The following is a 14707-nucleotide window of genomic DNA, read 5'->3' as shown; positions in this document are numbered from 1 at the left end:
CGCCATGAACCCCCTCATCTCACGCCGGCAAGGCCTGGCCTGGGCCCTTGCATCGCTCGCTCCCGCGTCCGTGCTCGGCCTGCCGGGCCGCGCGCTGGCTGCCGCTGCCGCATGGCCGACCAAACCGTTGCGCATCGTCGTGCCTTATCCCGCGGGTGGAACGCCCGACATGCTGGCGCGTCAGCTCGGCCCGTCGCTGCAGTCGCAGCTGGGGCAGCCCATCGTTGTGGAGGCCAAGCCCGGTGCGTCGGGCCTGATCGCAGCGCGCCAGGTGTCGAAGGGCGCACCCGACGCGCACAACTTTCTGTCGCTGTCGTCGGGCATCGTCACGCTGTCGGCGATGAACCCGAAGTTCGATTTGCTGGCCGAACTGAAGCCCGTGACGCGGCTGACCACCTCGCCCTTCGTGTGCGTGGTTGCGGCGGATTCGCGCTTCAAGAGCATGGGCGAGCTCATCGAGACCGGGCGCAGCAAGCCGGGCTCGCTCAGCTACGGCTCGGCGGGGGCGGGCTCGCCCGCGCACCTGGCGGTCGAGTACCTGGCCGACGCCACGGGCAACTTCAAGGCACTGCATGTGCCCTACAAGGGCGCGGTGGAATCGATCAACGCGCTGATCGGCGGGCAGATCGATTTCTCGATCCTCGTGCTCGGCGCCGCCATGCCGCTGATCGCGGCCGGCAAGTTGCGCGCGCTGGGCACGAGCAGCGCACGCCGCGTGGCGCTGATCCCGCAGGTGCCGACGATCGCCGAGAGCGGGGGCGGTCGCTATGTCTTCGAGTCGTGGGGCGGCATGGCGATGCACGCGGACACGCCAGACGACATCGCCGAGCGGGCGCTCGTCGCCTTCCGGCACGCGATGGGCACCGACGAGATCAAGCGACTGCTTGCGTCCACCGGCTCGTACCCGACCGTGAGCCGTTCACGCGCCGAGTTCAAGGTGGAACTCGAGGCGGAGCTGACCAGCCAGCGGCAGATCGTGAAGCGGCTTGGGCTGGTCAGCAGCTAGCGGGCGCACGCAGGGTCATGTGCCCAGAGCCCAGGCCCGTCCGAGGGGGCGGGCCGGAAGAAACAAACAACAACGGAGACACATCGTGAAGAAAAAAATTCTGGCCGCTTCGGCGCTGCTGGGGACCGGCTTCGCCTGCGCGCAAAGCACCGTGCAGCTGTACGGCATGGTCGACCTGTTCGTGCAACGCGTGAGTTCGGGCGGGCGCTCGGTCACGCAACTGGCGGACGGCGGCAACGGCGCGTCGCGCTTCGGCTTCCGGGGCACCGAAGACCTCGGCGGTGGGCTCGCCGCCAACTTTCTGCTCGAAGCCGGCGTGAATGCCGACACCGGCACGGGCACGCTGCCCGGCCCGCAGATCTCGTTCACGCGGCAATCGTACGTGGGGCTGTCGGGCGGCTGGGGCCGTGTCGATGCGGGGCGCATGTACACGCCGATGTTCAACGCCTTCCTGCGCGCCGATCCGTTCGGAATGAACGCGATCTACTCGCCGCTGGTGCTCGCGGCGCAGACCGACGCGCAACCCGGGCTCGGCCCGGCCCTCGCATTCCGTGCCAGCAACATGGTGCGCTACCGCACGCCGGCGGGGCAGGCCTTCCTGCTCGACCTGGCGTACGCGTTCGGCGAGTCGTCTGCCGCCAGCAAGCGCAGCGGCGAGTTCTACGGCGGGGCGGTGGGCTACGACAAGGCGCCGTACTACGCGGCCTATTCCTTCTACCGCGCGCGCTCGGGCACGGCCGCCGCGCCGGTGAAGTCGCCGGTCGTGACCCGCGCCGACGCGCTCAGCGCGCGCATCGACCTGGGCGAATCCTGGGCCGTGGCCGCGAACGGCATGCGCGTGGGCGGCGGCCTGGCGTCGACGCCGTCCGCGCGGCTGCTGAATCTGGGCGTGTCGTTCCAGGACGGCCTGTCGCGCTGGACTGCGGGCATCGTCCAGCGCAAGGTGAGCGGCAGCCCGCGCAGCCAGTTCGGCATCACGCTGGGCTACGACTACGCGCTCAGCAAACGCACCGTGCTCTACGGGCGCTTGCTGCACCTGTCGAACAAGGGCGGGGCGACCGCTTCGGCGGGCGGGATCGCGTTCACGCCCTACAGCGGCGACGGCGTGAACTCCAGCGGCGTGGGGATTCGGCACAGCTTCTGAGGTTCCGTCCACCGCTGTGCCGCATCGGCGGCGTCGACGCGGCCGGGCTGCCCGCCGCCATGTCCACATCGACATGGCGGCCCGCTTCATGCCGGTGCGCCGTGGTTGATCATGTCGCGGTGAATCAGCCAGTGGCCTTCCACCTTGCGCCACACCACGAGATAGCGACCGCTGTCCACTGTGACCCGGCCCTGCGGCGCCGCCGCAGGCACTCGGTCGTCAACGCCCGGGAGGCCGTTGCAACGGACGTCGCGTTCAGCGGTACGACAGCACCAGCCCGTGCACCAGCCGCGTCCAGCCGTCCAGCATCACGAACAGCAGCAGCTTGAAGGGCAGCGAGATGGTGGTGGGCGAGATCATCGACATGCCCAATGCGAGCAGCACGGTGGCGACGATCAGGTCGACCACCACGAACACCAGGTAGATGATGAAACCGATCTGGAAGGCGCGCGTGAGTTCGCTGAGCGTGAAGCTCGGCACCAGCACCATGAAGTCGTCGTCTCTCAGCTGCTCGGCGCGCGCCTTGGGCCAGATGTTGGCGGCCGACTTCAGGAAGAACTGCCGCTCGCGCTCGTGCGTGTGCTTTTGCAGGAACTCCTTCACCGGCGCCTTGGCCGCATCGACCACGGCCATGATGTCGCCCAGCCCTTCGCCCTTGGCGCCGAAGGTGCGCCCGCGCAGCGCATCGCCGATGTCCATGCCGACCGGCGCCATGATGTAGACCGACAGGATGATCGCGATGCCGTTGAGCACCATGTTGGGCGGCGTCTGCTGCAGGCCCAGCGCGGTGCGCAGCAGGCCGAACACGATCACCAGCTTGGTGTAGCTGGTCACCATCAGCGCCACGAACGGCGCGATGCCGAAGGCGACGATGAGCGCGACCAGCGTGAGGGGTTCGGGAAGGCCGCCTTGCATGCTCAGACTTCGCCGGGGGCGAACTCCGACACGCGCACGCCCAGGCGGTCGCCCACCGCGACAAGGTAACCCTTGCCCAGCACATTGCCGTGCGCCAGGATGCGCACCGGGCTGCGGTTGAGGGGCTGGCCCAGGTCGAACACATGGCCGGCACGGATGCTGCGCAGTTCGCCCAGCGACAGCGACAGGTCGCCGACCTCGAAGCGCAGCGTCACCTCGAGCGCGTCGAGCCGGTCGATCGGCAGGTGGGTGTTGTCCGCGACGCCCGCAGTGGGCGCGGCCGGGGTGGGGGAGTCTGGCTTCATGGCACTGTCTCTCGATTGCTGAACGGTGATGCGCGAGCCCTCGGCAAAGGCCGAGAGATGCCGCCCCGCGGGGCCTCCCAGCTCGGCCGTGACCACGATCGCGGCGCCCGAAGAGCGCCATTGCTCGATGCCGACGATGTCGCCGGGGCGGATGCTGCGGATCTCGCGCAGCTGGATGGGCGTGCTGCCGAGGCTGAAGTTCACGGGCAGGCGCAAGGCGTCGAAGGCCTCGTCCGCATGCGCGTTGTGGCGGTGCGTGGCGTCGCGCACCGGCACCAGCGTGTCGAGCGTGGCGGCATCCTCGAACTGGACGAAGCCGCGCAGCAGCGCGCCGCCCTCGGTGGGCGTGGCCGTGAAGAACGCAGCGCGCTCGGGATCGCAGTGCACGCGCGACGCGGTGTTGTGTTCGCGCCGCTCCTGCGCGTCGCGCGCCTCGGCTTCCGAAGGCTGCCATTCGAAATGCAGGCGCAGTGTTTTCTCCAGCGCATCGATCACCGGATGCAGTGCATCGGCCAGCAGGATGTAGCGCAGGTCGCGCGGCAGCAGGTCGATGCGGCGCTCGCCCAGCAGCACCTGCAGGCTCGGCGCATCCAGCGCGAGGTGGCCCACGTGCGCGCCAAGTCTGAAGCGATAACTCTCGTGCGCGGTGTGGCCGCGCACGGCGTCGTGGTGCCAGCCGATGGCATACCGCGTGCCGCGCGCCGACACCGCGTCGGGCAGCGGCGGTGCGCCATACAGGCGATTGAGCGCGCGCACATTCGCGGCATCGGCACGCGGCAATGCGCGGGCTTCGCCGAGCTCGGTCACCGATTCAGCGCCTGCGTTCGGCATGCACGCTTTCGTTCGACATGGCGATGCGGGCGGTCCTACGTCTTGTCACTTTCTTCATGCCTTGAAGCAACGCGAGGCAGCTCGCATCGGGACCGGCAGCTTAGCCAGAGGCCTCTCGCGCAGGTAGTCCGCAAACACGTAGTGCCGCGCGCGCCACACACCGAAGGCATCTACGAAAACTCGTGGTTGCCGTGAATGGAGGGCGGCGCATAGAGTCCGACGCGACGTGACATCCCTCACGTTCGAAGAGGGTGTGGCGAGCGATGCAAACGGCATTGCCCACTGCGCCGAACACAGCGCAAGACGAAAGTAGAAAAGTAGCAATGGCGAGTTCTCCGCGATCACTTTCAACCTACCGGGGCGGTGTGCGCGACCTGCTGGGCAATGCGGGCCGCTACAACGACCTGCTGCTCGCCGGCCTGCTGGTGGTGATCGTCGCGCTGTTCGTGCTGCCGCTGCCCACGCCGCTGCTCGACCTGCTGATCGCGAGCAACCTGGCCATCAGCCTGGTGCTGCTGATCGTGGCGATGTACGTGCCCTCGGCGCTGTCGCTCTCCACCTTTCCGTCGCTTCTGCTGTTCACCACGCTGTTTCGCCTGGCGCTGAACATCGCATCGACCAAGCTGATCCTGCTGCATGCCAATGCGGGCCACATCATCGACACCTTCGGCAAGCTGATCGTCGGCAACAACGTGGTGGTGGGCGGCGTGGTGTTTCTCATCATCGCGATCGTGCAGTTCATCGTGATCGCCAAGGGCTCCGAGCGCGTGGCCGAAGTGGCGGCGCGGTTCGCACTCGATGCGATGCCGGGCAAGCAGATGAGCATCGATGCCGATGTGCGCGCCGGCGTGCTTTCGTCCGCGCAGGCACAGAAGCGCCGCCAGATGCTGGAGCAGGAATGCCAGCTGCACGGTGCGATGGACGGCGCCATGAAGTTCGTCAAGGGCGACGCCATCGCAAGCATCGTGATCGCGCTGGTGAACATCCTCGCGGGCATCGCCATCGGCACGCTGATGCACGAGATGAGCCTGGGCGCCGCGCTGCAGCGCTACGCGATCCTCACGGTGGGCGACGGCATGGTGTCGCAGATTCCGTCGCTGCTGGTGTCGATCGCAGCCGGCATCGTCATCACGCGTGTGAGCACCGGCGAGCGCCGCGACACGCAGCTCGCCAACCAGATCGGCCAGCAGCTCATGGCGCACCCGCGCGCGCTGATCATCGCGGGCCTGGCGGTGGCGAGCTTTCTGCTGGTGCCCGGTTTTCCGAAGTGGGTGTTCGGCCTGCTCGCGGCCGTGCTGCTGGGGCTGGGCTTCGCGGTGCGCATGCTGCGCCAAAAGAACCAGACGCCGGGCTGGATCTCGCACCGCGAAGGCGAGGCCTCGCCGGAAGATGAAGACGAGGGCGACCACGCCATCGCCGCGCCGCTGGCGGTGCGCCTGTCGAGCCGGTTGCGCGGCGGTGTCGACCGCCATGCGCTCGACCAGCAACTGGCCACGGTGAAGACCGCGGTCGAGTCCGACCTCGGCCCCGTGTTCCCGCGCCTGCAGGTGGCCTATGCGGACGGCTTGCCCGTGCATGGCTACCAGGTGCTGGTACACGATGTGGCGGTGACCGAAGGCACGCTGCGCCCGGGCTGGCGCATGCTCGATCCGGCGGAGGCCGCCGCGCCGCCGGCCGGCGCCGAAGTGGCGGAGCCCTTCGGCCCGTTCACGCGCGTGGTGTGGGCGCCGGGCGAAGCCTCCGGCTTCAAGAGCTGGAACAACGAAGAGGTGGTGGGCCAGCACCTTCAGGATGCGGTGCGCCGCAACGTGCGCCAGCTGATCGGCCTGCAGGAAGTGCAGCGCCTGCTGCATTCGGTGCAGCGCGATGCGCCCGAGCTGGCGGCCGAGGTGTCGCGCGCGGCCTCCAGCCAGCGCATCGCCGAGGTGCTGCGCCGGCTGCTGCAGGAGGGCATTCCGATCCGCAATCTGCACGCCATCTTCGAGTGCCTCGCGATCTGGGCGCCGAAGGAGCAGGACGCCATCGCGCTGACCGAGCTGGTGCGCATCGACCTGGGCCGCTACATCACCAGCCGCTACGTGGGGCCGAACCGTCAGCTCGAAGCCATCCTGTTCGAGTCCAGCCTGCTGGAGCGCGTGCAGAACGCCATCGAACGTTCACCGCGCGGCAACCTGCTGCTGCTGAGCCCGGCCGTCACGCAGGACATCCGCGAGCAGGTGCGCCGCATCCTCGGCTCGGCCGCGACGCGCGTGGTCGCCATCGCCTCGTCGGACGTGCGCCGCTACATCAAGACGCTGATCGAGCCGGTGGCGCCGCTGCTGCCCGTGTTGTCCTACCAGGAAGTCGACGAAGACGTGGCCCTGCAGCCGGTGGGCTGGGTCACGAATCCGCAAGCCCATTGATGAACTTTTCCTTGCCTTCCGTGGCACTCCCCAAGAAGCACCATGACACCGCAGAACATCCTGGACATCACGCGCGAGGGGCTGCTCCTCGTGCTGTGGATCTCGTTGCCGGTGGTGGCGGTGGCCACGCTCACGGCCCTGGTGGTGGCGGTGCTGCAGGCCGTGACGCAGGTGCAGGACCAGAGCATCGGCCAGTCGATCCGGCTGATTGCGGTGATGGTGGCGATCATCGCCACGGCCGGCTGGCTGGGGCGCGACGTGATGCGCTTCGCCGAACGCGCCTTGCAGACACTGAGTTCCTTGCCGTGATCGCCGCGCACCTGCACCTGCTGCGCCAACGGGCCTTCCTGCTGTTCGGCTGCGCCGCGCTGGTGCTGCTGGCCGCGCACCCGCACAGCCAGGCCGCCGAGCTGCGCTGGCACAACCGGCCGTTCCAGATCGTCGCCAACGAGAAGCCCTTGCCCGACTTCCTGCGCGAGCTGGCGTCGTCGCAGAACGTCACGGCGGTGATCGACCCCAAGGTGGCCGGCGTCATCAGCGGCAAGTTCGCCGGGCCGGCGCTGGGCATTCTCAACAGCGTGTGCTCGGTGAACGGGCTCACCTGGTACTTCGACGGCGCCTTCCTCTTCGTCGACCTGGCGGCCGACGCCAAGAGCGAGGTGCTGCCCATCGCCGGCGAGAACGCGGGGCGCATCGCCGAGACGCTGGTGCGCCTGCACATCTCCGACGAACGCTACCCGCTGAGCATCAGCGAGCGCGACGCCAGCGTGTACGTTACCGGCCCGCGCCGCTACGTGGAGATGGTGCGCCAGGCCGTGAAGCTGGCCGACCAGAAGAGCGCCATGGCCGAGGGCGCAGAGATCCGCCTGTTCCCGCTCAAGTACGCCTGGGCCGCCGACTTTCGCATCAACCGCTCCGGCAAGGACACGGTGATTCCCGGCGTGGCCAACGTGCTGCGCAGCCTCTACGGTCGCAGCACCGGCAATGCGTCGTCGGGCAGCAGCGGCGGCCGCGGCATGGCCGGCGGCATGTCGCTCGGGCCGAACCGGCAGATCAAGCTGCGCAGCGGCGAAACCATCAACGCGCCCAAGGTCGAGATCGCCGGCGCAGGCGGCGGCAGCGACGGCGCGACATTGGGCGGCATGTCGAGCATCGTCGGCGGCGAGCTGCCGCAGTTTCAGGCCGACACGCGCATGAACGCCGTGCTGGTGCGCGACATGCCCGACAAGATGGCGCAGTACGCCCGGCTGATCGAATCGATGGACGTGCGCCCGCGCCTGGTCGAGATCGAGGTGACCATCATGGACATCAGCTCCGACACGCTCAGCAGCCTGGGCATCGACTGGCGCTTGCACGGTCGGCACGCCGACTTCCAGACCGGCCGCGGCGACCGCGGTCAGCTGACCTGGGGCGGCACGGGCAGCGAGGCCGGGCAGATCGGCAGCTTCGACGGCACGGGCAACCCGCTCACGCCGTTGGGCGGCATGCTCACCGCGGCCATCGGCAACAGCGCGCGCAACTACCTGCTGGCCCGCGTCACGGCGCTGGCCACCAACGGCAATGCAAACTTCGTGGCCCGCCCCAAGGTGATGACGCTGGACAACACCGAGGCCGTGCTGGAGAACCTGAGCGAGTTCTACGTGCGGGTGGACGGCTTCCAGGACGCAGGCCTGTTCAGCATCACCGCCGGCACCGCCGTGCGGGTGACGCCGCTGGTCATCGACGAGAAGGCCAGCCGCGGCGTGATGATGTCCATCGACATCGTCGACGGCGACCTCAGCCCGATGTCGGTCGACAAGATCCCGATCGTGCGCCGCCGCACCGTCAACACGCAGGCGCTGGTGGAAGAGGGCTCGAGCCTGCTGATCGCCGGCTACTCGTCGGAAGAAAAGACCAATGCCGTCACGGGCGTGCCGCTGCTGAAGGACATCCCCGGCGTCGGCGGGCTCTTCCGCTCGACCGAGAAGAAGCAGGCCAACATGGAACGCTTCTACCTGCTGACGCCGCGCCTCGTGGTGCCCGGCGCCACGGCGAACGTGCCGACGCTGCCGCTGCCGCCCCCTGCATCGGTGGGAGGCTGAACGTGCGCGAGACCGAAGACATGTCCTTCGACAACAGCAGTCACGCCGGCAGCGACGGCGACGCAGCGCAAGACCCGCGGCCCGGTCCGGCCCTGGGCGAGGGCTGGTGCCTGCGCTTCCTGAGCGGTGCCGTGAAGGGCCGCACCATCGCGCTCAAGCCCGGGCTCAACGTGCTGGGCTCGGGCGGCGATTGCGAAGTGATGCTGCCCGGCGGCGACGTGCTGCCGCGCCACCTGGCCTTCACCGTCGGCGAGCTGGTGGTGTCGATGCAGCGCCTGGGCACGGCCTCGGCGCGGCTCAACGGCGAAGAGATGCAGCAGCCGCGCAAGAGCGTGGTGGCGGGCGATGTCGTGAGCCTGGGCCAGATCGACTTCCAGCTCGACCGCAGCTACCCCGTCAACGCGCGCGAAGACCGCATGTTCGCCCCGGCCCGCGAGGCGCAGGCCGGCGAGGGCGCCCCGGTGGGTCAGCCCGCGCCGTCGTCGCGGCGCCTGGGCTACTGGGTGGGCGGCGTGATGGCTTTGCTGGCCGTGATCGGGCTGGCCGCCGTGTCGCTGGGCGATGCGGGCGCGGGTGCGCGCGCCAAGGGCAGCGTCAACCTGGCCGAGGTGGAGAAGGCCCTCGTGCCGTTCCCCGAAGTCGAGGTGGTGGCCGCGCAGGGCGGGCTGCTCGGCGTGAAGGGGTACGTGGAATCGAAGCAGCGCCGCCAGGCCCTGCAGCAGGCCATGGCGCCCTTCGGCAGCAAGGTCAGCGTCAACGTGCATTCGGCCGAGGACATGGTCGAGCAGGCGCGCCGCTACGTGGCCGACCCCGGCGTGGCCGTCACCTACACGGGGCAGGGCCGGCTGGTGCTGTCCGGCACGGTGGAAGACGCCTCGGTGCGCCAGAAGATCCGCCGCCTGAGCGAAGACCTGCATCCCTCGGTGCTCGTGTCCGACAAGGTGCAGTACCGCGAGAAGCCCGCCGCCGAGGCCAAGGAGCCCGACATTCGCGCCCAGTGGGACGGCTGGCAGAGCGTGTTGCCCGCGCGCATGGTGAGCATCACCGAGGACGGCAACGGCCTGCGCCACATCCAGCTGTCGAACGGCAACCGCTACTACGAAGGCTCGGTGCTGCGCTCGGGCGCCGAGCTCAAGCGCATCGACGCCGACGGCCTGGTGCTCAGCGGCGGCGTGCCCGACACCGGCAACCACAACAACAGACGCGCGAGATGACGGCATGGCACGCACACCGCCATCACGCGCACCCCGGATTTCATGCGGCGACGCGTTCGTGCGCCGCGTGGAATGGCTTCGTCCCGCCGGGACGGAGCGCTTCAACCCTCGTGAATCGTTCCACTTGACCAGGAGATACATATGGCAGGCGCAGTTGACAGCTCTATCCAGCAGATGAACCAGGCCGCGGCGGACAACGCCCGGCTGATGTCGGCCAGCATGGCCGCTTCCACCAGCATCCAGGGCGCGGCTTCCACCGCGCACACGGTCAACGGTGCGAGCGCCGCGGGCGGCGAGGTGGCCAAGTCCACCGGCAACGACATCCGCCAGTCGGCCAAGTCCTCGTAAGCAGGTCCGCGCGGTGCCCGGTGCATCGCGCGGCCTTTTCCCCAGGAGGTGAACCATGACCGATCCCACCGCGCTGGTCGCTGCGGGCGCGCCACCGGCCGACGTGTCCGGGCCGGCAGCATCGCAGCAGGCCGCCAACGCTTCGCGCTTCGATCCGGGCGAGACCCGGATGTTCGCCAACATGATGCAGGGCGTGCAGGCGCCGCCGTCTTCCGTGGCCGCGCCCAGTGCGCTCGGCGACGCCGCCAAGGCGCTGGCGGCGCAGTTCTCGGGCAACGTGCGCTCCTACGAGGAAATGCGCCGCAGCATGCTGGAGTCGATCGACATGTCTGACCCCATCAAGACCATGTTCGCGATGACCGACCACTCGATGGAGGCCCACACCATGTTCGCGAAGATGCACATCTCCACGGGCCTGGCGAGCGCCGCCACCAGCCTGTTCGGCACCTTGCTGAAGAACCAGCAATGAGGATGCCGTGAACCCGCTGCGTCACCCCCTTTCTCTTTCCGTTTTTTCGCGTCGCGGCCGATGGCTCGCGGCGCTGGCCCTGTTGCTGGCGCTGGGCGGCTGCAAGGTCGGCCTGTATTCCAGCCTCAACGAGCAGGAGGCCAACGAGATCGTCGCCGCGCTGTCGGCCGAAGGCATCGACGCGTCCAAGAGCCGCGTGGAAGGCAGCAACTGGCAGGTCGAGGTCGACGAAGGCCGCATGGGCGCCGCGCTCGATGTGCTGCGCGCACAGGGCCTGCCCAACGAGCGCTTCGCCACCATGGGCGAGGTGTTCCAGAAGCAGGGCCTGGTGTCCACGCCTTCCGAGGAACGCATGCGCTACATCTACGCCATCTCGCAGGAGCTGTCGCAGACGCTGCGCCATGTCGACGGCGTGGTGTCGGCGCGCGTGCACGTGGTGATTCCGGCCAACGATCCGCTGAGCGAGAAGCTGCGCCCCTCGTCGGCGGCGGTGTTCATCAAGCACCGGCCCGACGTGGACATCCGCCTGCTGGCGCCGGCCGTGAAGGACATGGTGGCGCACAGCATCGAAGGCCTCACGCACGACCAGGTGTCGCTGTCGCTGTTCGAGGCACGCAAGCCCGCGGCGGTGGCGCCGGGCGGCGAGGGCGGTCGGGGCCAGCCGATGGTGCTGGGCCTGTTTTCGACCTCGACGGCGATGGTGCTGCTGGGCCTGCTGCTGGTGGCTGCGGTCTGCCTGATGGTGCTGCCCACGCTGCTGCGCCGGCAGGGGCTGGACTGGCGCAGCTGGACGCGCCGCCAGGTGTTCAGGCGCTGACCGCCGATGCCCGCATCACCCGTCACTGCACCCGACACGCCGCAGGCCGCGCAAGTTGCGCACGGCCCGATGGACCTCGTGCGCCTGGTGATGCGCTTCAACCTGCACCCCGAGGCCGACCTCCATCCGAGCTGGCTGCCTGCCCACTGGCCGGCCCGCCACCGCAGCCTGGCGCGGCTGGGCGAGGGCGGGCGCGCGGTGCTCGCCAACCAGCTGCGGCGCGAACAGGGACCGGTGGGCGAGCCCAGCGCCGACTACAACTTCGACGCGCGCCTCAAGCGCCTGGCGCTGCTCGACGCCACCGCATTGCGCCGGCTCGCTGTGTACCTTGGGTTCTGCGTGCACCTGCCGCTCTTCAGGCAACGCGGCGGCGCGGGCGCGCAGATCCGCCGCCAGGCCCGCCGCTTCGACGCCGATGCGGTGGACTTCGTGCTCGACCGCGTGCCGCAGCTCACCGAGCTGCACATGGACAACGCCGCGCTGCAGCAGCGGCCCCTGGCCACGGGCCGGGTGGTCGTCGACCGGGGCCACCGCCTGCTGCTGGGCCTGGCTGCCGCCGAAGGCGAGGCGGTGCTGCATCGCCTGCGCCGCAAGCTGCCGCGGCGCATCTCGACGCTGGGCGTGCCGCTGCTGCAGCGGCCCCAGGCCCGACAACTCAACGAACTGGTGCTCTCGTGCATCGTTCCCGAAAGACTGCCCCAATGGGATTGGCTTTTCTGATCACCACCGAGAACCTGCAGCTCCTGAGCGAGCGCAAGGTCCTCAAGGAAAACGAGTACGCCGCGTTGCTCGACGCCTCGGCCGTGGTCGAGACTGCGCGGCGCGAGGCGCGGCGCATCGTGCAGCAGGCCGTGCAGGACGCCGAGGCCAGCCGCCGGCAGGGCTACGAAGAAGGCCTGCAGCGCGCCAAGGCCGAGTACGCGAGCCAGTTGCTGAGCGACACCATGGCCAGCGAGCGGCAGCTGCATGCGCTGCGCGCGTCCATGGCGCAGATCGTCGTCAAGGCCGTGGGCCAGTTCGTCGCCGACGCCGAACCGGCGGCGCTGTTCGAGGCGGCGCTGCTGCGCGTCGACACGCTGATCCGCCACGAACCCTTCATCACCGTGCGCGTGGCGCCCGCGCAGGAGGCCACCTTGCGCGACGTGCTGGCGCGCCTGCGCGCTGACGCCAACTGGACCATGACCGTGAGCCTCGTGGCCGACGCGGCACTGCCCGCCGGCGCCTGCGTGGTGCAGACCGCATCGGGCGTGCTGGAGATCGGCGTCGATGCGCAGCTCGAAGCCTTTCGCCGCGCGGTGGAGCGCAGCGGCGTCATCGACGGCGCGGAGGGCGGCCGATGAACCCGGTGTCCGATGCGGCCCTGGGCGTCGTCGCCGACCTGGCGCAGGCCTTCGGCCGCGTCACGCCGGTGGCGATGCGCGGGCGTGTCAGCAAGGCGGTCGGCATGCTGATCGACGCCTCGGGCATCCAGGCCCACGTGGGCGAGCTGTGCGAGCTGGTCACGCCGGGCGAGCCGCCGCTGCTGGCCGAGGTGGTGGGCTTTCGCAACAACACCGCCATCCTCACACCGCTGGGGCCGATCACCGGCATCTCGGCGCTGACCGAGGTGGTGCCCACCGGGCGCGGCCATGTGTGCCCGGTCGGCACCAGCCTGCTGGGCCGCGTGCTCGATGCGCTGGGCCAGCCCATCGACGAACGCGGCCCGCTGAAGACCCACATGCAGCTGCCGGTGCACCGCGAGCCCGTGAGCCCGCTGGCGCGCCGCATGATCGACGCGCCGCTGCCCACCGGCATCCGTGCCCTCGACAGCCTGCTGACACTGGGCGAAGGCCAGCGCGTCGGCGTGTTCGCGCCGCCCGGCGTGGGCAAGAGCACCTTGCTGGGCATGCTGGCGCGCGGCTCGACGGCCGACGTGAACGTGATCGCACTGATCGGCGAACGCGGGCGCGAGGTGAAGGAGTTCATCGAGCACAACCTGGGCGCCGAAGGCCTGGCGAAGACGGTGATGGTGGTGTCGACCTCCGACCGGCCGCCGATGGAGCGCATCAAGTCGGCCTATGTGGCGACCACCATCGCCGAGCACTTTCGCGACCAGGGCAAGAAGGTGCTGCTGCTGGTCGATTCGCTCACGCGCTTTGCGCGCGCGCAGCGCGAGATCGGCCTGGCCAGCGGCGAGCCGCCCACGCGGCGCAGCTACCCGCCGTCGATCTTCTCGATGCTGCCGCAGCTGCTGGAGCGCGCGGGGCAGGGCAAGACCGGCTCCATCACCGCCGTGTACTCGGTGCTCACCGAGGGCGACGAAGAGAACGACCCCATTGCCGAGGAGGTGCGCTCCATCCTCGACGGCCACATCGTGCTGTCGCGCAAGTTCGCGGCGGCCAACCGCTACCCGGCCATCGACGTGCTGGCCAGCATCAGCCGCGTGATGCCGCTGGTGGCCTCGCGCGAGCACTGCGCGGCAGCGGCGCATTTCCGCAGCCTGCTGGCCAAGTACCAGGAGATGGAGCTGCTGGTGCAGATCGGCGAGTACAAGCCCGGCGCCGATGCGCTGGCCGACGAGGCGATCCGCGCGCGGCCGGCGATGCTCGCGTTTTTGTCGCAGCCGCCGGGCATGAGCCTGCCCTACGAACAGTCGCTCGCCCAGCTGCTGCAGGTGGGCGAGGGCGCGGAGGTGGCGCGATGAGCGGCATCGACTGGAAGACGCTGGTCGGCGTGCGCGAACGCCAGAAGACCGTCGCCATGGGCGTCGTCGCACGCGACCGCGCGGCCGCCGAGCAGAGCCACGCCGAGCTGCAACAGGCCCAGGCATGGCAGCAGCAGCAGGTGCAGAACAAGGCCGCGCACTGGCAGTCGACCGTCGGCGCGCTGTCGCACGGGCAATGCAGCGTCGCGCAACTGCGGCATGCCGGTGCCTGGAGCGGCGCGCTCGATGCGCAGATCGCCCAGGCCGGCCAGCTTGCGGCGCAGGCCGGGCAGGCGCATGCACTGCGCGAGCAGACGCTCGGTGCCAGCCGGCAGAAGCTGCGCGCCGCCAGCGGCGATGTAGAGAAGGCGCAGCAGATGCAGCAACGCGCGCGCACCGAGCAGCTGCGCGTGCAGGACCAGCGGCTGGACGAGGCGGCCGAGGAAAGCGCCTCGCAGGCCTGGGCCGCACGGCGCCCGGCCTAGGCAGAAG

Annotated in this window: 15 protein-coding genes; 13 read left to right on the top strand and 2 right to left on the bottom strand. The window is 69.5% G+C overall.

The window, feature by feature from the left end; all coding sequences use genetic code 11:
- Positions 1 to 4: 4 nt before the first annotated feature.
- Both CLU95_RS00890 and CLU95_RS00885 read left to right on the top strand, forming a co-directional pair.
- Positions 5 to 1006 carry a tripartite tricarboxylate transporter substrate binding protein gene (locus CLU95_RS00890; RefSeq protein WP_099789472.1) on the top strand — a complete coding sequence of 334 codons (1002 nt, stop codon included), beginning with the start codon at positions 5 to 7 and terminating at the stop codon, positions 1004 to 1006.
- Between the two features lie 85 nt (positions 1007 to 1091).
- Entirely contained in the window at positions 1092 to 2150 is a 1059-nt protein-coding gene (locus tag CLU95_RS00885) for a porin (protein WP_180288502.1), read from the top strand.
- A 255-nt stretch (positions 2151 to 2405) separates the two neighbouring features.
- Here CLU95_RS00885 and sctR read toward each other — a convergent pair whose 3' ends face one another.
- Both sctR and sctQ read right to left on the bottom strand, forming a co-directional pair.
- Positions 2406 to 3065 (bottom strand): type III secretion system export apparatus subunit SctR, encoded by a 660-nt coding sequence (gene sctR / locus CLU95_RS00880; protein WP_099789470.1) that lies wholly within the window; start codon positions 3063 to 3065, stop codon positions 2406 to 2408.
- Between the two features lie 2 nt (positions 3066 to 3067).
- Positions 3068 to 4201: a type III secretion system cytoplasmic ring protein SctQ gene (gene sctQ / locus CLU95_RS00875; RefSeq protein WP_099789468.1), complete on the bottom strand. Its 1134-nt coding sequence runs from the start codon at positions 4199 to 4201 to the stop codon at positions 3068 to 3070.
- Between the two features lie 323 nt (positions 4202 to 4524).
- Between sctQ and sctV the strand changes: the two genes are divergently transcribed.
- The 11 genes from sctV (at position 4525) to CLU95_RS00825 (ending at position 14700) form a co-directional block, all read left to right on the top strand.
- Positions 4525 to 6603: a type III secretion system export apparatus subunit SctV gene (gene sctV, locus CLU95_RS00870; RefSeq protein WP_099789466.1), complete on the top strand. Its 2079-nt coding sequence runs from the start codon at positions 4525 to 4527 to the stop codon at positions 6601 to 6603.
- Between the two features lie 42 nt (positions 6604 to 6645).
- Positions 6646 to 6912, top strand: a complete 267-nt coding sequence (gene sctS / locus CLU95_RS00865; protein WP_099789463.1) for a type III secretion system export apparatus subunit SctS — start codon at positions 6646 to 6648, stop codon at positions 6910 to 6912.
- A complete protein-coding gene (sctC, locus tag CLU95_RS00860; RefSeq protein WP_099789460.1) occupies positions 6909 to 8684 on the top strand; it encodes a type III secretion system outer membrane ring subunit SctC in 1776 nt (591 codons plus the stop codon). The genes sctS and sctC overlap by 4 nt, the downstream gene beginning before the upstream one ends.
- A 20-nt stretch (positions 8685 to 8704) precedes the next feature.
- Complete coding sequence (locus CLU95_RS00855; protein WP_143606075.1) at positions 8705 to 9898, top strand: FHA domain-containing protein; 1194 nt, start codon at positions 8705 to 8707, stop codon at positions 9896 to 9898.
- Positions 9899 to 10039: 141 nt separating this feature from the next.
- Complete coding sequence (locus CLU95_RS30475) at positions 10040 to 10246, top strand: hypothetical protein (protein ID WP_021004014.1); 207 nt, start codon at positions 10040 to 10042, stop codon at positions 10244 to 10246.
- 55 nt (positions 10247 to 10301) lie between these two features.
- Positions 10302 to 10715: a hypothetical protein gene (locus tag CLU95_RS00850; protein WP_099789457.1), complete on the top strand. Its 414-nt coding sequence runs from the start codon at positions 10302 to 10304 to the stop codon at positions 10713 to 10715.
- A gap of 7 nt (positions 10716 to 10722) precedes the next feature.
- Complete coding sequence (sctJ, locus tag CLU95_RS00845) at positions 10723 to 11532, top strand: type III secretion system inner membrane ring lipoprotein SctJ (RefSeq protein WP_257214500.1); 810 nt, start codon at positions 10723 to 10725, stop codon at positions 11530 to 11532.
- 6 nt (positions 11533 to 11538) lie between these two features.
- A complete protein-coding gene (locus tag CLU95_RS00840; protein ID WP_099789454.1) occupies positions 11539 to 12252 on the top strand; it encodes a SctK family type III secretion system sorting platform protein in 714 nt (237 codons plus the stop codon).
- Complete coding sequence (sctL, locus tag CLU95_RS00835; protein WP_099789452.1) at positions 12234 to 12872, top strand: type III secretion system stator protein SctL; 639 nt, start codon at positions 12234 to 12236, stop codon at positions 12870 to 12872. Before CLU95_RS00840 ends, sctL begins: the two co-directional genes overlap by 19 nt.
- A complete protein-coding gene (locus CLU95_RS00830; protein WP_099789449.1) occupies positions 12869 to 14215 on the top strand; it encodes a FliI/YscN family ATPase in 1347 nt (448 codons plus the stop codon). The genes sctL and CLU95_RS00830 overlap by 4 nt, the downstream gene beginning before the upstream one ends.
- The gene (locus CLU95_RS00825; protein WP_099789446.1) at positions 14212 to 14700 is read left to right on the top strand and encodes a serine kinase; all 489 of its coding nucleotides are present in this window, start codon (positions 14212 to 14214) and stop codon (positions 14698 to 14700) included. The genes CLU95_RS00830 and CLU95_RS00825 overlap by 4 nt, the downstream gene beginning before the upstream one ends.
- The last annotated feature ends 7 nt before the right edge of the window (positions 14701 to 14707 follow it).

It is taken from the genome of Variovorax sp. 54 (genome assembly GCF_002754375.1).
Lineage (GTDB): Bacteria > Pseudomonadota > Gammaproteobacteria > Burkholderiales > Burkholderiaceae_C > Variovorax.
The sequence above is the reverse complement of the archived record's forward strand: the minus strand, read 5'-3'. Positions and strand labels throughout refer to the sequence as shown.

Bases quoted from the DNA above. Each gene is read 5' to 3' on its own strand.
- sctS (WP_099789463.1), top strand. From the start codon at position 6,646: ATGACACCGCAGAACATCCTGGACATCACGCGCGAGGGGCTGCTCCTC.
- sctL (WP_099789452.1), top strand. From the start codon at position 12,234: ATGGGATTGGCTTTTCTGATCACCACCGAGAACCTGCAGCTCCTGAGC.
- CLU95_RS00890 (WP_099789472.1), top strand. From the start codon at position 5: ATGAACCCCCTCATCTCACGCCGGCAAGGCCTGGCCTGGGCCCTTGCA.
- sctQ (WP_099789468.1), bottom strand. From the start codon at position 4,201: ATGCCGAACGCAGGCGCTGAATCGGTGACCGAGCTCGGCGAAGCCCGC.
- sctR (WP_099789470.1), bottom strand. From the start codon at position 3,065: ATGCAAGGCGGCCTTCCCGAACCCCTCACGCTGGTCGCGCTCATCGTC.
- CLU95_RS00830 (WP_099789449.1), top strand. From the start codon at position 12,869: ATGAACCCGGTGTCCGATGCGGCCCTGGGCGTCGTCGCCGACCTGGCG.
- CLU95_RS00840 (WP_099789454.1), top strand. From the start codon at position 11,539: ATGCCCGCATCACCCGTCACTGCACCCGACACGCCGCAGGCCGCGCAA.
- CLU95_RS00855 (WP_143606075.1), top strand. From the start codon at position 8,705: ATGTCCTTCGACAACAGCAGTCACGCCGGCAGCGACGGCGACGCAGCG.
- sctV (WP_099789466.1), top strand. From the start codon at position 4,525: ATGGCGAGTTCTCCGCGATCACTTTCAACCTACCGGGGCGGTGTGCGC.
- CLU95_RS30475 (WP_021004014.1), top strand. From the start codon at position 10,040: ATGGCAGGCGCAGTTGACAGCTCTATCCAGCAGATGAACCAGGCCGCG.
- CLU95_RS00850 (WP_099789457.1), top strand. From the start codon at position 10,302: ATGACCGATCCCACCGCGCTGGTCGCTGCGGGCGCGCCACCGGCCGAC.
- CLU95_RS00825 (WP_099789446.1), top strand. From the start codon at position 14,212: ATGAGCGGCATCGACTGGAAGACGCTGGTCGGCGTGCGCGAACGCCAG.